Source organism: Mucilaginibacter achroorhodeus (assembly GCF_007846095.1).
GTDB lineage: Bacteria > Bacteroidota > Bacteroidia > Sphingobacteriales > Sphingobacteriaceae > Mucilaginibacter > Mucilaginibacter achroorhodeus.
The window spans coordinates 184,142-203,010 of record NZ_VOEI01000002.1; the positions used below are offsets into that span (position 1 = coordinate 184,142).

Here is an 18,869-nt window from a genome sequence, read left to right on the forward strand (position 1 = left end):
GTATGCAACAACCGTATAGAATAAGAACGATAAAAGAATATCACAAGATCTTAGGCGTTGGCGGCCCACAACATCCAATGATAAGTGTTATTGATCTCAACGAGATCACGCCTTACAAAAATGAAGAAAGCATAAAAGTGATCTTCGATTTTTATCTTATTTCACTTAAGAAAGTAGATGTTGGACGTGTTCATTTAGGTTATGGACAACAGCAATATGATTTTGATAACGGTATATTGTTCTTCATCGCTCCCAACCAGGTTTTTACATTCAGCGCGGATCAGGATTTTAAAAGTTCAGGTGTAATGTTGCTTATCCATCCTGATATGCTATGGGGCTTCCCTTTGTTAAAAACCATCAAAAAGTTCGAGTTCTTTGGTTATGAAATAAATGAAGCTCTTTTCGTCTCAGAAAAAGAAGAGAATATCTTGATAGGTTTTATTAAAAATATTGAGCAGGAATACCATTCACATATCGATAAATTCAGTGATGCCATTATTATTTCCCAAATTGAATCACTCCTTAACTATGCCGACAGGTTTTATACGCGCCAGTTTCTGACCCGTAAAATATCAGGAAGCCAGCTACTTGACAAATTAGAGAAGATACTTAATGATCATTTTGATGAAGATGAAATTGCGAGAAAAGGGTTGCCTACCGTTCAACATGTGGCCGGACTTTTAAATAGTTCGCCAAACTATCTGAGCAGCGTTTTGAAAACCCTCACTGGGCAGAACACGCAACAGCACATTCACAACAAAGTAATTGAAAAGGCTAAGGAGAAACTGTCCATTACGACGCTCACCATAAGTGAGATCGCGTTTGAACTGGGGTTTGAATACCCGCAATCATTCAGCAAGCTATTTAAAAGCAAGACTAAGCTTTCTCCGGTAGAGTATCGGGCTTCGTTCAACTAATTTCAATTACCATCCTATGATCGACCCATTGACTTAGCTTAAATCACGAAAAGCAATCGCCGGACCATGGTTATATTGGACAATGTAATTTTTAAGGGTGAGCACCATTTCATTCACCTGCAAATCTTTTATCTTTTCTTGATTTTCGTAACCTATTACTTATCGCTGAAAAGTTTTCAGCTTTACGGAATCTATAGAACGATCATGTTTACGATCGAGCACCGCAATATAACAGTGGACAAATTGATAGATGATGAGGATGGCAATTTACGCAAGCTTGAAACTAAAATTTTACATGAGCCGGAATTCATCAAGGCTAAAAACTTATCCCTTTTTTGGATCGGGCACGGTAGGAGTTGCATGCGAAAAAATATGGACTTTCTTATGTAGGTATTAAGTTAAATCCAAATTATGCAACAATTGCACGGAATAGACTCAAAAATGCCAAGTTTCTGAGATTTGACAGCTAATCAGAGTATCGACTGTCACAATTATTATTAGCGATTTAAAAAGCTATTTAAACAAACCAATAAAGGATACAGAACAATATCCATTGTACAATGACACTTTTAATATCTCTGTTTGCAACCATTTTAGCGCTCAACGGTTTAACAAGGTACCAAAGCGTTATAATGGAAACAGGATTAGCAGGACTATTTATATACCCGGATTTTATTAATGAGGCAAGGGAAGACCAGTTACTTGAAGAAATAGATAGCCAGACATGGATCGTTGATTACTTAAGGCGGCTGCAATATTATGGCTATCGTAACGAACTGGAAAAGCCTTACGCTTTGATCCCTTTCCCTGTAGCCATGCCATCGCGAATCCATCAACTATCTGTTGAATTGGTGGAGCAGAAGATCATCGATCTGCAACCTGATCAGGTCATCATTAATGAGTATGTGCCTGGTGAAGGTATCAAACCTCACAAAGACCGTGCTTATTATGAGAACCAGATCTGCGGTGTGAATTTGGGAAGCAGTTGTGTGATGCGCTTTATCAAAGGCATGGGTCAGGAAGTATTTGACATAGAGATACCAAGACGTTCTGTTTATGTCATGCAGGATGATGCCCGTAAAAAATGGAAGCATGCTATTCCTCCCCGCAAAAAGGACAAAGTGGATGGTGAAGTCTATCACCGCGATCGTAGAGTTTCCATTACTTATAGAAAGGTCAAACCAAAACAGGTTCACCCGATCGATCCCAATGGCAAGGTCGCTCAAATTTTACAGGAAAAATTTAATATTGGCGCAGCGCAGATCGCTCAGCTAAGCAGAGGCTGATCAAAGATCACGGCAGGATGTGCAGGCGTTCGTTCAGTCCCCATTTTGGCGGGAAGAAGTACTCGATCTCAAGGTCATTTCTGCAGTATACTTGTTTGATCCTTGTCCTGCCGGATATGCCGCTAACTTCGGGATGCGCAACGCGGGCATACTTGTCCGTTTCACAGAACAGGTTCTGGCAATCGATCAGTTGCAGCGACCTGCCCCATAAGGTCTTAAAGTCTATATTCAGCCGCTCGAACTCTTGTTCCTGCTTTTCCGTAATATAGCGGATGATATCCGCTTCACTAAAATCTCCAAGGTCGACAAAACATTTCCGAATGCCGTCACGAGCACCGGGGCCAGGCATGACAAAGTCCATTTCGCTGAAGTTGGTGAGCGTACTATAATTGATATCGGTCGCATACTGGTAAGCCAGAAATTTCCCGATCGTTGGGTAGCTCCATAGCGCCTCGTACACCTCCCCCATCGATGTTGCTTGCTGTACCTTATCAACCAAACGTGAACGCATCATGTGCTCCATCAGCCGCAAATGGTTCTCGTGCTTTCTTGAATAACCATAGGCGGTAGTGCCGGAGGTCATCAGGTACGCGCCGGAATAGATAGGTCCGCCTGCTTTGATAGCCTGATCCAGCAACTTGGTGTAGCGTTCAAATTTGAACTCTTTCCAGGTCACCTCCCCGAATTCTTGCTCGAACAGTTGCCAGGTCTCTATCTTATTGAATAACTTGAAGAGTATGATCCGGAACAGCAGTTCGTCCGGTGACCTGGCCTGATCATAGATGACGTTCCTGATCAGGTATTGGCATACCCGGTCAGCCGCCCTGTATGCATTGGTAAATTTATGCTTGCGTAAGATCGGGTCATCGGTCAAAAGACCTTTACCGGCAAGCCGCGCAAAGAATATCTCTTGCCGCGCTGCTGCGAACCTCCAGTAGGTATCCAATACTTTTGAAGCAACAGGAGGTTTGCTGACGATGCGGATGTTCATACGCTAAGCGAATACAGGTCCTGAAGCTGATCGAACGAATGCTCGAAGGCAAAACCCGACCGGCTTAAAACTTTGCGGGCGGGTATATTCTTTCTGTTCACGACAGCTGCCAAAGGCTGAACACCACGGTCCTGGAGTTTATCTACTAACTTTGGCAACAGATCCGACATGATCGAACGGCCAAAGACCGTGCTCTTCAAATAAAACTCGATGAAAAAGGGATAGTTTTTAAGCTGGTAATATTCCCTCGCCACGTTCGGTGGTATGATATCAATTATACCCAACAGATCGCCGGAAGTCAGTGAGTGGATCAAATGGGTTTGGTTCCGGCCGCACTGGCTGTTCATCAAGGAAGTAAGGAGCCACTGCCGCGCACTTTTCAGATCAATGACCTCCTTTTCAGGTATGAAACGTAAAGTGGCCTTATCTGACAACAATTCAAAAATATGACGAACCAAATGAGGATAATCATTCAATGCTATCTGGTCGATACGGCGTATAGAAAGGTCATCAAGTTCAAGAGATATCTGCGGCATGGTAAGGTTGACCGGAATGGTATGAATATGCTGGCTAAACGGGAAATTGATACGATTGTTTGATTCGCCGTCGCCGTTATTCAAATTTGTACCGTTCATATAATTATTGAACTACCATCTGCACATACGCCTAAACAAATCTCTCGCTGATGATCAATAAGCACCTTTTGGGCACATCCGAATTGAACGAACTTAACAATGCTCCTGTCGCTGCTTTCGTCACATATCCCCGGAACAAGCTACTGACAGAACCTATTTAACTCGGTTGTCTTATGACAGCTAAGATCAACTCATTTTTAGAAAATGATTGACCCTTTTTGACGTTTGTAAGTGGCACTCAACAGACCGCTTTGTTTGAAGTATCGTAAAAAAGATCTTTATCCCTATCTTAGTGGTTCAGGCTTTTCATGCAAGACTTAAAAAAATTCTTGTTCTCGAGGGTCAACATGACCGAAGAGGATCTTACAACCGTCATCAGTTATTTTAGACCCAAAGTATTGGACAAAGGAGATCTGCTGCTCAAACGCGGGCAAATAGCGAGCTTATACTATTTTTTGAGAAGCGGTGGTCTGCGCTTTTACTATGATGAGGACCATGAACTAACCGCCTGGATCGTGCAGCCTGGCGAATTTTTTACGGAGATCTCCAGTTTGAGTCCGGAAAGAACTACCAGATTCAATATCGAGGCGGTCGAGCATGCGGAATTATATTGCATCAGTAAAAAAGACATGGAAGTGCTTTACAAACAGTTACCCGCCTGGCAGGAATTCGGCCGCAAAATGTGGGAAGGAATGGCCATTCGTATGATCGATGAGATCATCCGCTTCCAAACCATGACCGTTGAAGAACGCTATCTCGAATTTTTAAAAAAGCCGGGCTTTATGCAGCTGGTATCCGTCAAACAGATGGCCTCCTACCTCGGCATAACACCCAATGCATTAAGCCGCATCAGGAAAAATCTGCGCTAACTGCATATTCTACCAAATGGTAGCTCGGCTAGGTAGATAACCCCATAGTTTTGCAGGACAAATACGTTAAAACTATGGAGAACCTTATTTTAGTTGCTGGAGCTACCGGTCATCTGGGTGGCAAACTATGCAGATCATTACTTAATAAAGGCGCACGCGTACGGGCTCTTATAAGGGAAGAAAGCACCAAGGAAAAGGTCGAAGCATTACGGCAATCCGGAGTGGAGGTGATCGCGGTCGGCTTTAACGACGAAGCGGGGTTGATCTCAGCATGCAAAGGCGTTTCATGCGTTATCTCTGTACTTGCGGGTTTGCGTGACGTGATCATAACGGCACAAAGGCAGTTGCTGGACGCTGCCGTCAAGGCTGGCGTTCCGCGCTTTGTTCCATCGGACTTTTGTACCGACTTTACCCAAATAGAACCGGGGGAAAACAGGAACTTTGACCTGCGCAGGGAGTTTAAAGGAATCCTTGATGCCAGCGACATACAAGCAACTTCTATTTTCAACGGAGCTTTTGCATACGTCTTACAATATGATATCCCACTACTGGATACCAAGTCAAGATCAATAACTTATTATTCCGGCAAAGCTGATTGGCAGATCGACTTTACCACTGTAGAAGAAACGGCCGACTTCACAGCATGCGTGGCATTGGATGCTGAAGCGCCAAGATCTTTACGCATTGCAAGCTTTCAAACAAATCCTAATGAACTGGCAGCACTTACCCAAAACGTCTTTAGTGAACGGTTCGATCTTAATCAACAAGGTACGCTGGAGCAGTTCTCAGCTTATATCAAAAAAGCACGCGCAGAAGATCCTGAAGGAGAAAACCAATTGTATCCGCAGTGGCAGCAAATGCAATATCTCTACAGCATGTTTGCTGCACATCACGAAGCGCTGGAAAACGACCGATACGACGGATTAACATGGCAAACTTTAGAGACCACAATCAAAGAAATATACAACAACAAAAAAGCATAAAGATGGAACAGATATTCAGTGATGATGAACTTGTTAAGCGCTGGCCGAACTTTACAAGTCATATGATGAATGTAAACGGTACGAGATTGCATTTTGTAGACAGCGGAGGTAACGGTCCCGTTTTGCTATGTCTGCCTGGTTGGCCGCAAACCTGGTATTCTTACCGTTCCGTGGCGGTGCCTTTGTCTGAACATTGCAGGGTGATCGTCGTGGATATCCGGGGAATGGGCAGTTCGGCAACACCACCTTCAGGCTATGACAAAAAAACAATGGCGGCTGATATTTACGAGCTGATGAGATCGTTATATATTAATAAAGCTTATGTTTTAGGTCATGATATAGGCGGTATGGTAGCAGCTAGTTTAGCGCACAACTATCCGAATATTGTTGATCGATTGATCCTTGCTGACGGGCTTCATCCCAATGAGGGAATGATGCAGATGAAACTTATGCCATCTCCGGGAACCTTTGGCAAAAAGATAGATCATCAGCAACCTTACACCTGGTGGATGAGTTTTAACCAAGTTAAAGGACTGCCTGAACAATTATTGCAGGGACGTTACCGATACCTGCTCGACTGGCTTTTTGACTATGTAATGGTAGATAGTTCTAAGATTCCTGATTTTGAAAGGGATGTATATGCATGCGTTTACAACCAGCCAGAACGTATACGTGCCTCTAACGCCTGGTACCAAGCTTTTAACCAGGATATTGAAGATGCTAAAAATTATTCAAAGCTTCAGATGCCTGTTTTAGGCATAGCCAGCAATGTCTCTTCCGGCTTTTACCAGTACGCTTTACCAGCCTTAGCGGAAAATTACGAACTGGTGAATTTGGCAAATACTGGACACTATATGTTTGAAGAGGATCCGTCGGGTGTATATGAAGCGGTTATTGCTTTTTTGACAAGCAAAAAGCTTGGTGGTAACTAAAATCGCTATATACTGATCAACATTAACAGTTCCGCAATGTGTTACAAGGCTTTAGCAATTTTTTTTTAAATTTCATAATTAATGATGTATCCACTGCCTATAGGATAAGCTTTAATTATCTATTCCTATTAAGTTTAATCTCTTACAAGTTACAAATCCAGGGCCTTTTTAGTAAGTGGGTCAAAATGTATCAAGTAATTGGCTCCAAGTGTATTGCCTTCAAAAGCGTCTCTACGAATAATTTCCTCCAGTGTATAGGGCACATCAAACTCGAACCTGTCATGCATCAGATCGACTAACCCAGTAGATAGCGTGGCATCCACTACAGGTTCAATGCGGTAGTGGATGCCGGAGTGTGGCAATTTAAAGATGACAGGAGAATAGCCCACGCCCAAAAACCTCCCGGTTGGGCGCCCTACGGAGTAGAACCGATCCCCCATAGCCAAATGGGAAATTACAAAAGCGCTGGCACCAGCCGAATAGATGTTCTCGTTTCCGATCATGACGATTTTCCCTTTAAACCGGATAGAAGAATCGCTTGGAACCAAAACCGAACTGTGCTGAGTATATTGATAGAAGTCAAACTTCCTGAGAAATGGTCTTCGTTCGCTAATCACACTGTCTTTTTGAATTTCTCGGTCTTTTAAAAAATCTGCTCCCAAATTATTTGGATGTGGGCCGTCTAAAATAAGAGGATAGCTAAGAGGCTTTTCTAGTAATGCTTGAAAGATTGTTTGCCAGACAACGTCATTGCCGCCAACGTTATCCCTCAAGTCTATAATTATTTTATCTATAGGTCTTTTTCCATCCCGGTAAGCTGCGATCTTACTTTGAAGTTTGGGGATTAATGCATTATCCATACGGAATAGCTTTATGTATAAAACTTTGAATTCTGACCAGTAATCTACCTGGTTACGAATTGTATCCCGGTTTGGGCGGGCAAATGTCAGTCTCTTTTCAGTGTCAAAGTGTACAAGCGCAATTCCTTTGGCCGAATCTTCGAAAGTGATTTCAATATAGCCGTCCTGCACAGTGCGCTGGTTCTCCCAAAAATTTTCTGCATAAAATTTTTTGCGGTTCAGGTCGTAGCGCATTACCAGTTCACCGGTTAAGCTAGCGACAAATGCATCTGGCTTCTGACTGTTGACCGCTTTCACCCATGCCCCGGCGGGTATGGTCCGGTTATTCGCTGTGATGCTTCTGGTGAGTAGATACTTTCCGTTTACATAAGCTAAAGGCAGGTAAAAGTGGAACTTAGTATATGGCTCCTGGAGAGCTGCCGGACGGTCCATCAGGCTGGTATGGTAATCCTGACAGGCATTGAGCGCCTCGCTCACAATTAGCTCAAACGCTGCTGTGCCGCGAGCTGTGTCAATCTTGGAACGAATCCTGCCCATTTCCTTTAGCGCATCATATTTCCAGAGGGCTTTTTTGATTGCAATGTGTGGCGAAATAGCCTTAATCCTACTGGTGAGCATATCAAAATCTTCGTACATTTGCTGCCGGGTCAATGCATTTTGACTTCTGGCAGAAAGCACGGAGAAACACAGGAGCATAAGGACATGATATAATCGCCTCATAAATAGATATTTAAACGTCTTCCAATAACAACGATATCGTTTGCCTAAAAGACGCAATAAATCATCAATCGTGACATAAAAGCGCCACGAAATTTTATCCAATATTCATGCATCGTTTTGTTAATGCAATCAATCGTTAGTTAAATGATCGATGGATTTTTGAGCAAATAATTTGTAATTAAAGTTGCTCATACTATTGGACATCCGATACGCTTTGCCAGTTAGGTAAGTGAAATAGAAAGTAAGCAATTAAGACAAAGCGACAAACGCGGATACCGGGTGAGTTTCCGGGTCGCCAGCGGCAACATAACCGGTCAAGCCAGCTATCACAGTAAGTGTAAAGCCAGCATAAGCCCATTCTCTCAAGGCACCCTTGAGTGATCGCAATCAACAACATCAACAATACCACCAGCGTGCCAGGTATTTGGGCAACAACAAGTTAAATGCGGAAGTAATACGGAAAACCACAATGTCTGCAAAGCATTTTGCCGCCTAATTCCTAGAATAAGCCTTCGCATTAAATAGTATCCATAAACCAAAATAACTGTAGACACCCAATACCGGATCTTGATATTTCTCTAGCCGAGCAGACTAAACGGTTACAACCAGCCGTTTGCCCCCAGCTATATCAAGCTGCCATAAACTGCTGATCTCTTTGATCGGAACCTGAACCGTTTGAACTACCAATTCACCTGCGGCAGCAAGAGAGAATATTTCCGGAAGGATTGACGAGAATAACTCCTTTACCTGTTCCCTGCTCCAGGAGCCAAGTCCGGATCCTGTTATCTGGATATCGGTACTGCGTAGAATTGTCGCTGATAGGTTTATGACATCGCCTGACATGGTCCCTACTGATACATAACGTGTACGGGATGTAAAACCGCCATCACCTTTTAATGCGGTTAGGATAAGCTCTGCTGTTCTTCCCCATAGATAGTCGATCACGATATTGATCGGCGTTTCTTGGTGAAAGCTTTGTATTTTGGATTTAAACTGCGCCTCATCCAGCAAAACCGAAACTGCTTCGTCGGCACCAAGTTCTAAAAGATCGCTCAGCGACTGTTGGTCCCGCCCGGTAACGATGATCTTGCCGGCACCGTAATGTTTGGCGATCTGTACAGCAACCCTTCCCGTGAAGCCGGTCGCTCCGTTGATCAATATCACATCTCCCGGGCGTATGCTCGCTTTAAATTTTAATGCCATAGCTGCGCCGAAGACCGCGTTAGGTAATGCCGCCGCGGTAGCATCGTCAACGGCATCCGGCACTTCTACAAAACGTCCCTTCTCAATAGTTGCCTGCTCCGCCAGCATCCCACTTACCCCGACGGCGTAAACGCGGGTTTTATCTGGCAGGATACAAACGCCATCTCCGCCAATTACCTTACCGCCTTGCCGCTCTATAGCACTGCTGTAATGCGTACCGCTGACTACACCTTTGTCAAAGTGTTTAATGGCAACAGCTTTTACATGGACCAATATTTCGTTGTCATTTTTAGGTTGTGGAGGCGAAAAATCTACATATTGTGGAATATCCGACTTTTCATAAATTACTGCTGCTTTCATGTTATTAATTATTTAATAGGACAAAATTGCAGCACACGGAAGGTTGGCGCATTAACATATGTTATCAATTTCAAAAATGCAGATGCCCCTTGGCCAGTTTGCTTTTGATGCGGCTTAGATGAACGGCGCTTACGCCAAGATAGGATGCAATATAGTGTTGGCTGACACGCTGAATGATATGGGGACGCTCCTTCAACAAACGCTGGTAACGTTCTTCGGGTGTGTCCCTGATAAACGAAATAAATTCACCTGAATAGTGTGTCAGCCTGCGTGCTGTAATTTTCATGAACATCATCAGGAAATCCGTTTCATAGGTCAGTTCTTCCATGAGTTGTAAAACATGTTTTCTGGACAAAAGGTAAACTACCGATGGTTCGATCGTTTCGATCGTATAAGGGCTTGGCAAGTTGTTGATAAAACTATCCAACGAACTCAGCCCTTCCTCTTCAAAAAAGAACTGCACGGTGGTTTCTGTTCCATTGTTATTGAAATATGTGCGAAGACAACCCTTTTCTACATAAATAGCCTGGTGCGAAACAACGCCTTCCTCCAGCAGCTTTGTTTTCGCAGGTATTTCCAAACGTTTTTGTAAAGGAAGGTAACGGTCCCAGTAGGCGTTCAATTGCGGAAACTGTTTTTGAAACTGGAATATCATCGGCTCAAACTTCGCTGAATATAAAATTAGCCCTTTTAACTTAGTTTAGAAAAAAATTGGTTTAACAATAATGGGTGATGTAACATCAATTTTTAGAAGTCAATAAAAGTTTTAGAATCTCCCGTTTAAGACGTTGCGATTCAGAAGGTCTTGGTGCGTTTAAGGTTGTTACACGGCCACTACGATTTACCAGTAAATAAGTTGGGAAACCGGAAATATTGTAGCTTCCCATAAGGAGCCTGGTATCATCAGCATTCAAAAAATATTGCTCACCTTCAAGCTTTCTATCGTTGACCAACGCCTTCCATTTTTTTTCGTCTGATTGCATGCACAGGTTAACAAATATGACGTCTTGACCAGCAAACTGATGATGTATCGCGGGCGCAAATTCCATTTCTTTTAAACATAGCCCACACCAGGTAGCATAGATATCAAGATAAATGACCTTTCCGGGATATTTCCTAGTGAGTAGCTCAATGAGATCTGCATTAGCTGTATTAGTTACCCCTCCATTTTGCAGACAGCTTATTGTAGAAATCAATGTTTTTGGAAGACTGACGGTGCGCGTGCGTTCAGCAGTCCTTTCCAGATAGGTATATGTTCCTTCGTCAAAGAATTGATTTTTTAAAGATGGTAATGAATCTGTAAATGATGGAGCACGTTTAAGAAATCCTTCAATGTAATTAAAGATCATATAGTCCTTGCTTATACTCGCTGTACTGGATGATTGAATTAATTTAATGCCACCAATGAGCGCTTCGCGATTTCTTCCTTCCCTTTTAGCACGGACTACCGTGCTGTCTTCGCTGATTTTCCAGTATTGGAAATTAGCCAAGTGATACGGATACATCATCGTTACAAAATTACTGTCGTCATTTATAGCAAAGAATGGATCGCGAAATAAGTTAATTCGCCCTGCCCGGTCTGACGATGAATTACTGCCCTCATCAACGTAATCAGCGATCCAGTTTGATATCGAAAATTTAATATCCTTAAGAAAAAAAGAGCGCACAGCCGGGTCAAGCGGATGTGATTTTTCGTACTCAGTCATAAAAGATAAGTATCTCTTATAATCATTTTCACCGTATCCAACATATTAGGCACTGATACTGAATAATCGTATTTATTGTATGGAAGTTTACTGATAGCATCGTGAAGCAAATTAAGTTGGCTACTGAATTGGGCATGATCCCCGGAAATTTTCAGCCACTGAAAATTCGGTTTGTCAAGTAATGCTGCGTCAATAGCAATATGCACGGAGTCGCCAGGGAACTCATATAAGTTAATAAAAGTATTATTATAAGCGATAGTCATGTTTTGGACGAACTTCATTCTTCCAGTTATTGAGAATTGGGATCGGCTGTTTAATGTCGCACTCATTCTGACATTCTCAAAAGGATTTAAAAAGTTAAATCCTAACACCATAGGGGTCGAAAAAGTCCGGTGAATAACAGTACCCGTAATAGTGACATGCTCTTGAATCTTTGCTGTTGAAACAGTGGATTTCAAGCCCCAAAAAAACAATAGCATCGTTAACAATAAACTAAAAGTAAAACCAGGCTTCCATTTAATTTGGTAGCCTGATTTTAGCATTAATTAGTTTAAAGATAATAAATGGATAACTTTTATATTGCTATCTGCTAATGAAATCAATTAAATCTGCATTTAATCGATCCTTGGCAGTAATAAATAGTCCATGCGGCTCGCCTTCGTAAATAATGAATTCTGAACCACTGATCAGTTTTGCGGCCTGTTCACCTGTTGGTTGGATGGGCACGGTCTTGTCATCATCACCATGGATAATCAGCGTTGGTACGTTAACAGATGAAATATCTCCACGAAGATCAGTGCTGGAAAAAGAAACCGCACATTCAAGTGTTGATTTTAGGGTTGCCTGCATCGCACAGATAAGATCAAACGTCAGGCGCTGTTCACTTACTGGATTATTGAGTAAACCCACCCCATAAAACTGTTTACCGAAACTACCAAGAAAACCGGGCCGATCCTCTTGAATATTCGCTGCAATCTGATCGATCTGTTCCTGTGGTACACCATCAGGATTATCATCTGTTTGCAGCATGAATGGTGCAATAGAACTGATCAACACTGCTTTGGCAACGCCATGACCACCGTAATTACTAAAGTATTTTACCACTTCTCCCCCACCCATGGAAAACCCGATCAATACCACGTCTTCCAATTGCAGTTCATCAATTAGTGCTTTGAGATCACTGGTCAGGGTATCGTAATCATATCCCGTCAATGGCTTGTTTGATTTGCCGAACCCGCGTCGATCATAAGCTATGCAACGAAAGCCCGCATCTGTTAGTGCAGCTACCTGATAGTCCCACATGGTGTGATCCAGTGGCCATCCGTGAATGAGGATAACCGGCCTTCCGTGTCCGAGGTCTTCATAAAAAATCTTTGTTTCGATTCCGCCCGAATCCTTACTGGTAATGAATTTCATAAATAAATATTTCTTTTACCAACAGAACCATTGATTGATTGTTGGATTTCGAAATAAATAACATTACTCCTTTTTTGTGTAAATGATTAACACTTTAGTTTATTAAACTAACTTTTAATTAAAAAGTTAATGCGGGTATTATATTACTTGAAATATAAAAAGGCGCTGACATCAGTATCCAATACTTAAATACCAACACGGAATTGCTTAGTAGATTATCAGTGCGATGAATCCAAATAAGACTGGCAAATGATGATTTTGATATCGTTATATCTTAGAATTTAACTAAACAAATTACTCCGTATTTAATTGGATGTCTATTTTTGTCTGATCATGGAAATCTACGGGTATCTTTAGCGGCAGTTTCATTCTGATAACTGAGAATTTTAATGAGTGGGTTAAGTGAACTAACGGTAACCGATCCTCTTCGATTCAAATAAATAAGCTTGTTCCCTCGCGAAACAAGCTTCATTGCACAAAGATTAGCGTAAGCTATAGAAGTAAGGTACCGTCGATCAGTACGGTAAGCTGATTATGCAAGATCACACTGCAAGTTGGTCACTTATTTAGTCACGATTATTGAAACCTTAATTACAAACGCCGAGTAATGTTCGATGATCAAGCTGTTTAATCGTGCCTTGATTAATAATTTTTATTCTGGATCAATTTCGGACTTCCGCCTGCGCCTGAAAGATCAATTTGTCTTTGCGGAATAGGATAAACTTCATTTTTTCCTGCAGTAAACCTACCACCTCTCACATCTTGGGTAAATTTTCCCTGGAAAGCAAGATAACTATTGATCTCCTGAGCAGCAATCCCCCAGCGCACCAGGTCAAAAAAACGATGCCCTTCGAGTGCAAGCTCAATCTTTCTTTCATAATAGATCGCTTTCAGTGCGCTTTCTTTTGTAGCAAAATAGCTCATATCATAAAGGCCGACCTTGTAATTCGCTGCTGGTTGATCAGAAAATCCCGCGGTTGGTTTATCAGGGTCTTTGTATTGGTATACCCATCCGGCAGGGTTTGCGGCCCTTGCCCTGACCATATTAACCAGTTCCATCGCCCGGAAAAGATTTCCGGTCTGTGCCTGCGTTTCTGCGTCCATCAGCAAGACATCTGCAAAACGGATGATGTTATTGTTTATACCTGATCCCGGAGCCCAGGAGTGACCGTCGCCTTCCGTACCTTGTGCTGCTTGCCCATAAACCATCTTGATCGGTGAATAAGGACCTGCATAAGCCTGATTCCGGACCCAATTATTTCCCGGATGAATTCCCCAATCAAGATAAGGTATTCCCCTTCTGCCAGCCGTCCAGTCCAATCTTGGATCAACTGTACCCTGGTCTGGCGTAAAATCTTGAGCAGATGAAACGCCCATATCAGTTTTTAAAGGATGATCATTGTAAGCATCCAGGTATGGCAGGCCTGTAGCCGGATTCGTTCTAAAGTGGTTAACCAGGTCAATTGAAGGCTGGTAAAATCCGCAACAGCCAAATGGGCTGCCATCACCGTATGGGAAATTCAGCATGTCACCGTTATTGGCATTCGATATCCCATTAGGATCTACGTTGGCAGCAGCCTGAACAGCGAATACCGATTCGGCACTGTTGTTCGTTGCTGCTCTAAAGTTATCTTCGAAATTATCATTCAGCTTGTACGGCTGGCCGTTTGCTGTCGTACCCTGTGTAACAACGGTCTCAAAAATTGCCCTCGCCTCTGGGAATTTATGCTCGTACAAGTAAGTTTTTGCCAGGTATGTGCCCGCCGCCCATTTATTCGCCCTTCCTGCGTCCTCCTGCTGACCAAGCAGATTTTGATAAGCGTACGTAAAATCTGCCTCTATCTTCGGCCAGATATCTACGTTGTTCGGCTGATTGAAGTCAGTCGTGTTTTCATCGATATATGGCACTTTATCAAACATTTTTTTGAGGTCAAAATAGTAGTGAGCTCTCAAAAAACGGGCTTGAGCGATAATATTCTCTTTTTTCCCAGTGGCGTAACCGTTTACTTTAGCAACGGTCTTAAGCACAAGGTTAGCTCTGGAGATCCCTTCATAGTCTGCCTTCCATTTGCTGTTTAAAAAACCGTTCGTGGGATCTGTTGTAAATTTCTGAATAGATTCGATCGGGGTTTGATCGCCGGGATCACTGCCTTTGTTGGCATCACCGGCGGCTACACCTCCGTATATCCAATTGTCCGGCGAGGCCTCCCAGGCACCACCGCCGCCGATAGCGGCATCGCCGCCCTGCTGTCCATCCAGCACCGCATAGGTACCGATCAGTAGATCGCGAACGCCCTCTTTTGTTTCCAGCAGCGGTCCTTCAAGCGCCCCGGTTAGGGGCTTGTCAAGATATTTTTTGCAGGCGCCCAGACTTATCGTTCCTGCTAATATGATGATCAGTTTAATTTTAAATTTCATAGCTTTATATTTTTTGATCATAATGAGACATTTACACCTATCAGATAGGTACGTGGTGTAGCGTACGTTCCTTCGTCAATACCGAAATTCAATACACCGCCATTAAGCTCAGGATCTGTGCCTTTGTAGCCAGTAATGGTAAATAGATTGGTTGCAGACACATATATCCTCAGCTTTTGTATACCCGCTTTTTTTAGGTTAGTGAAAGTGTATCCAAGCTGGGCATTTCGTGCACGGACGTAGGATCCGTTCTCGACAAAATAAGAATTAGGTGTTGAGCCGCTGCTGGTTGAAGCATCCAGTTCCTGTATAGGCGCTTTTGCATTATGATTTGTTGGCGTCCACGAATCATAAAGTGCAGTATAACTCTTAGCCGTCTCAAATGACGCATAAAAATCTCTCCAATATTTGACGTTGTTCCATATCTGGTTACCGAATGACCCATACAGCAAAATGTTGAAGTCGAACGCTTTGTAAGTGAGGCCCAAATTTAATCCGGCAGTAAAATCCGGATTTGGATCACCGATAAAAGTACGGTCGGCATCGTTTACCACCCCATCACCATTGACATCAGCGTACCGGAAGCGCCCGGGCTTTACATCATTCTGATAAACGGCATTCGGATTACCGGATGACTGTACTGCTTTTGCATTGGCTGCATCAATTTCATCCTGGGAATTCCAAAATCCCACAACTTTATAACCATAGAATTGTCCGATCGGATGACCAACTTCATTCCTGACCATATTAACGTCGAAACGTCTGGATATATCGGAATAGAAGTATGAGGAACTATTGGAAACCTTTGATATTCTATTGTTATAGGTCGTTACGGAAAGCGTCGTATTGAGCGTCAGATCGGATCCTATTTTAGTTTTCCCTGTTACGGCTACATCCAGTCCGTCTGTACGCATCTTTGCAATATTTACATATGGCACTGTGCCATTACCAACCGTCCCTAATTGTTCAGGATTGAACAACAAATCTTTGATATCCTTTCGGTAATAATCTGCGGTTACGGAAAGTGCCCCTCCAAACAAGGTCGCATCAAATCCAATATTGCTATTGATATCTTTCTCCCATTTCGCATCCGGGTTACCGATCTGCTGCTGATAAAATCCAGGCACGATCGTTGTGCCTCCTCCGATCGGATAATAGGATTGACCGATGCTCGATCCGTAAGTGTAGTAAGCGTTAGCCTGTGTCAGGTTCAATTGATTGCCCATAATACCCCATCCACCGCGGATCTTAAGGTCGCTTAACCAGCTCACATTTTTAAGGAAATTTTCCTGCGATAAACGCCACGCGGCACTGACCGCTGGAAAATAGCCGTATTGATTTTCTTTTGAAAACTTAGATGAGCCGTCTCTTCGGATTGTCGCGTTAAACAGATATTTACCCCCATAACTGTAGTCAACCCTGGCAAAAGCGGATAACAGTGTAGATGTACTGCGTGCGCCATAATTACCGATCCCTGATGCAGATCCTGTGTTCAGGTTAACATAATCCGGATCAAAGGAGAAGTAATTCTGCCTGGACGCGCCGATATAACTATCATATTCTTCAAACGCCTCTGTTCCCGCTACAACTTTTATATCATGTTTTCTAATTTCTTTATGAAAGCTCAGCGTGTTCGTCCAGGTGTAGTTCCAGTTGCTGTAGGAATCTTCACCATAACTGTTGGTCTGTGTGTTTTCCTTATTTTCATAAGTAGGATAATTGAAGTAGTGAGAGTTGCCATTAGCGATATCTCCTCCAAATGAAGTACGGAAAGTGAAGGAATTAAGGAAGTCAGCTTCGGCGTAGATGTTACCGAACAACCTGTATCCAACGTCCGAATTTACCTTTGACCGTTGCTGAATGGCTACCGGGTTGTTTGCATCACCAAGCCCAGAACCGTAGCTGCCGGCATAATTACCGGCAATATCATAAACCGGAATGATCGGTTGCTGCCGTAAAGCCATCGTAATCACGCCGTCCGGGTTATTACCGCTGACCTTGGGGTTCTTAGTTACCGAGTAGGCCAGATTTTCGCCTATCCTGATATGCTTATTAAAATTGAATGTGCTGTTTGCGCGTAGGGTATAACGTTTCTGGTATGTATCGATCAGGGTTCCCTGCTGATTATAATAGTTGGCAGAAAATAAATAGCTGCCATTCTCCCCACCTGATCCAACGGCGATATTATGACTCGTTATTGGCGCACTTTTGAATATCTCGTGGTACCAGTCTGTACCGGCTTTATTGGCTTTCGTGATACGGTTAAAATTATTGAAATCATCACCGGATGTATAATTGGGGTTTACGTAATATAAAGAAGGATCCGTTGCCGGATCGCCATTTTTGGCGCCCGCGGGTACGATATAGTCGGGCAGCGTATACCTGCTTGCTTTTCCATCCGGGTTATATTGTTCGTCTGTAAAGTCCGTGATCCCGGAATTGGTCTGTGCCAGATGTTTCAGATCAGCCATTTCCTGCGGATTGAGCGTTTGCCATACGTTGCCGCTTTTGGGTACCTGGGTTCCGTAATAAGCATCGTATTGAATGGTTACTTTACCCCTTCCGCGTTTTGTGGTGATGATGATCACACCATTGGCAGCTCTGGCGCCATAGATCGACGCCGAACTGGCATCTTTCAATACTTGAAAGCTTTCTACATCGTTAGGATTCAGGGTACTGACATCCTGCGTTGGAATTCCATCAACAACGTATAGAGGTGTGTTGTTGCCAAAGGTATTAAATCCACGAATCCGTACCTGCGGCTCTTCGCCTGGCTGACCGGACCCGATCACTGTAACACCGGGTGCCTGCCCCTGCAGCTGTGTATTGACAGATGACGAAGCTGTTTTGTTAAGATTTTTGACATCTACCACTGAAACAGCTCCCGTCAGATCTTTTTTCCTTTGTGTTGTATAACCGACCACTACTACTTCCGTCAGTGCTTTTGAGTCGGCGGTGAGTCTGACATCAATACGTTGCTGGCCGTTGACAGCTACAGTTTTTGACACAAAGCCGATAAAGGTGAATTCAAGGTTACCTTCACCGGAGGGCAGGGTCAGGCTATATTTCCCTTGTACGTCTGTGACGGTAGCTAAGTTTGTACCGGAGAGCTTCACTGTAACACCGGGTAAGGTTTGTCCCTGCTCGTCTGTAACTATACCTGTTATTGCAAATATCGGTGCAATAGACGCGCCGCTGGGTTTGATGATAATCAGATGGTCGACAACATGATACGTTAGCGCCTGGCCTTTCAAAACTTGTGTCAGCAGATCTTCTATACTGGCCTGGTGTGCATGGATAGTCACAAGCCTGTTTTTATCAAGTTGATCTAGCCTGTAAAAGACAGAATATTCACTACTCTGCTCGATTTGTTTAAGTACCGAAGAAACAGTCACCTGCTCCTTATCGATGTTGAATAATTTCTGTGAAAATACGTTGGCATGTACTTGCAGCAGCCCCGTTAGGAGCAACACGAAAACAAGCTTCATCATTGTCAGTAATTTACGGCAAACGGGATTTCCCGAAAGCGGCTTCCTGTAAAAAATAATCATAAATTTGTGTTGTTTAATTAGT

Annotated in this window: 15 protein-coding genes; 5 read left to right on the top strand and 10 right to left on the bottom strand. The window is 43.1% G+C overall.

What is annotated here, in order from left to right:
- Positions 1–2 precede the first annotated feature (2 nt).
- Together FPZ42_RS06760 and FPZ42_RS06765 are read left to right on the top strand one after the other, a co-directional pair.
- A complete protein-coding gene (locus tag FPZ42_RS06760) occupies positions 3–917 on the top strand; it encodes a helix-turn-helix domain-containing protein (protein ID WP_222431548.1) in 915 nt (304 codons plus the stop codon).
- A gap of 560 nt (positions 918–1,477) precedes the next feature.
- Entirely contained in the window at positions 1,478–2,203 is a 726-nt protein-coding gene (locus FPZ42_RS06765) for an alpha-ketoglutarate-dependent dioxygenase AlkB (protein ID WP_146269738.1), read from the top strand.
- A 7-nt stretch (positions 2,204–2,210) separates the two neighbouring features.
- Here the strand turns inward: FPZ42_RS06765 and FPZ42_RS06770 are convergent, their stop codons facing one another.
- Both FPZ42_RS06770 and FPZ42_RS06775 read right to left on the bottom strand, forming a co-directional pair.
- A complete protein-coding gene (locus FPZ42_RS06770) occupies positions 2,211–3,194 on the bottom strand; it encodes a nucleotide kinase domain-containing protein (RefSeq protein ID WP_146269739.1) in 984 nt (327 codons plus the stop codon).
- A complete protein-coding gene (locus FPZ42_RS06775; protein ID WP_146269740.1) occupies positions 3,191–3,829 on the bottom strand; it encodes a GNAT family N-acetyltransferase in 639 nt (212 codons plus the stop codon). Before FPZ42_RS06775 ends, FPZ42_RS06770 begins: the two co-directional genes overlap by 4 nt.
- Positions 3,830–4,176: 347 nt before the next feature.
- Between FPZ42_RS06775 and FPZ42_RS06780 the strand changes: the two genes are divergently transcribed.
- From FPZ42_RS06780 to FPZ42_RS06790, 3 genes are all read left to right on the top strand, one after another.
- On the top strand, positions 4,177–4,698 hold the full coding sequence (locus FPZ42_RS06780; protein ID WP_261382243.1) for a Crp/Fnr family transcriptional regulator: 522 nt from the start codon (positions 4,177–4,179) through the stop codon (positions 4,696–4,698).
- Positions 4,699–4,772: 74 nt separating this feature from the next.
- Complete coding sequence (locus tag FPZ42_RS06785) at positions 4,773–5,681, top strand: NmrA family NAD(P)-binding protein (protein WP_146269742.1); 909 nt, start codon at positions 4,773–4,775, stop codon at positions 5,679–5,681.
- Positions 5,682–5,683: 2 nt separating this feature from the next.
- Positions 5,684–6,613, top strand: coding sequence for an alpha/beta fold hydrolase (locus FPZ42_RS06790; RefSeq protein WP_146269743.1), 930 nt, complete (start codon positions 5,684–5,686; stop codon positions 6,611–6,613).
- Between the two features lie 149 nt (positions 6,614–6,762).
- Here FPZ42_RS06790 and FPZ42_RS06795 read toward each other — a convergent pair whose 3' ends face one another.
- From FPZ42_RS06795 to FPZ42_RS06830, 8 genes are all read right to left on the bottom strand, one after another.
- Positions 6,763–8,295, bottom strand: coding sequence for a S41 family peptidase (locus tag FPZ42_RS06795; RefSeq protein WP_146269744.1), 1,533 nt, complete (start codon positions 8,293–8,295; stop codon positions 6,763–6,765).
- A 489-nt stretch (positions 8,296–8,784) separates the two neighbouring features.
- The gene (locus tag FPZ42_RS06800; RefSeq protein WP_146269745.1) at positions 8,785–9,756 is read right to left on the bottom strand and encodes a quinone oxidoreductase family protein; all 972 of its coding nucleotides are present in this window, start codon (positions 9,754–9,756) and stop codon (positions 8,785–8,787) included.
- A 70-nt stretch (positions 9,757–9,826) separates the two neighbouring features.
- A complete protein-coding gene (locus FPZ42_RS06805) occupies positions 9,827–10,411 on the bottom strand; it encodes a Crp/Fnr family transcriptional regulator (RefSeq protein ID WP_146269746.1) in 585 nt (194 codons plus the stop codon).
- 85 nt (positions 10,412–10,496) lie between these two features.
- On the bottom strand, positions 10,497–11,462 hold the full coding sequence (locus FPZ42_RS06810) for a TlpA family protein disulfide reductase (RefSeq protein WP_146269747.1): 966 nt from the start codon (positions 11,460–11,462) through the stop codon (positions 10,497–10,499).
- Positions 11,459–12,004: a hypothetical protein gene (locus FPZ42_RS06815; RefSeq protein ID WP_146269748.1), complete on the bottom strand. Its 546-nt coding sequence runs from the start codon at positions 12,002–12,004 to the stop codon at positions 11,459–11,461. Before FPZ42_RS06815 ends, FPZ42_RS06810 begins: the two co-directional genes overlap by 4 nt.
- A 40-nt stretch (positions 12,005–12,044) precedes the next feature.
- On the bottom strand, positions 12,045–12,878 hold the full coding sequence (locus FPZ42_RS06820; protein ID WP_146269749.1) for an alpha/beta fold hydrolase: 834 nt from the start codon (positions 12,876–12,878) through the stop codon (positions 12,045–12,047).
- 642 nt (positions 12,879–13,520) lie between these two features.
- The gene (locus FPZ42_RS06825; RefSeq protein WP_146269750.1) at positions 13,521–15,296 is read right to left on the bottom strand and encodes a RagB/SusD family nutrient uptake outer membrane protein; all 1,776 of its coding nucleotides are present in this window, start codon (positions 15,294–15,296) and stop codon (positions 13,521–13,523) included.
- A gap of 17 nt (positions 15,297–15,313) precedes the next feature.
- The gene (locus FPZ42_RS06830) at positions 15,314–18,787 is read right to left on the bottom strand and encodes a TonB-dependent receptor (RefSeq protein ID WP_222431549.1); all 3,474 of its coding nucleotides are present in this window, start codon (positions 18,785–18,787) and stop codon (positions 15,314–15,316) included.
- Between the last annotated feature and the right edge of the window lie 82 nt (positions 18,788–18,869).

Coding starts and splice junctions, on each gene's coding strand:
- FPZ42_RS06760 (WP_222431548.1), top strand. CDS start 3: ATGCAACAACCGTATAGAATAAGAACGATAAAAGAATATCACAAGATC.
- FPZ42_RS06765 (WP_146269738.1), top strand. CDS start 1,478: ATGACACTTTTAATATCTCTGTTTGCAACCATTTTAGCGCTCAACGGT.
- FPZ42_RS06770 (WP_146269739.1), bottom strand. CDS start 3,194: ATGAACATCCGCATCGTCAGCAAACCTCCTGTTGCTTCAAAAGTATTG.
- FPZ42_RS06775 (WP_146269740.1), bottom strand. CDS start 3,829: ATGAACGGTACAAATTTGAATAACGGCGACGGCGAATCAAACAATCGT.
- FPZ42_RS06780 (WP_261382243.1), top strand. CDS start 4,177: ATGACCGAAGAGGATCTTACAACCGTCATCAGTTATTTTAGACCCAAA.
- FPZ42_RS06785 (WP_146269742.1), top strand. CDS start 4,773: ATGGAGAACCTTATTTTAGTTGCTGGAGCTACCGGTCATCTGGGTGGC.
- FPZ42_RS06790 (WP_146269743.1), top strand. CDS start 5,684: ATGGAACAGATATTCAGTGATGATGAACTTGTTAAGCGCTGGCCGAAC.
- FPZ42_RS06800 (WP_146269745.1), bottom strand. CDS start 9,756: ATGAAAGCAGCAGTAATTTATGAAAAGTCGGATATTCCACAATATGTA.
- FPZ42_RS06805 (WP_146269746.1), bottom strand. CDS start 10,411: ATGATATTCCAGTTTCAAAAACAGTTTCCGCAATTGAACGCCTACTGG.
- FPZ42_RS06810 (WP_146269747.1), bottom strand. CDS start 11,462: ATGACTGAGTACGAAAAATCACATCCGCTTGACCCGGCTGTGCGCTCT.
- FPZ42_RS06815 (WP_146269748.1), bottom strand. CDS start 12,004: ATGCTAAAATCAGGCTACCAAATTAAATGGAAGCCTGGTTTTACTTTT.
- FPZ42_RS06820 (WP_146269749.1), bottom strand. CDS start 12,878: ATGAAATTCATTACCAGTAAGGATTCGGGCGGAATCGAAACAAAGATT.
- FPZ42_RS06825 (WP_146269750.1), bottom strand. CDS start 15,296: ATGAAATTTAAAATTAAACTGATCATCATATTAGCAGGAACGATAAGT.
- FPZ42_RS06830 (WP_222431549.1), bottom strand. CDS start 18,787: ATGATGAAGCTTGTTTTCGTGTTGCTCCTAACGGGGCTGCTGCAAGTA.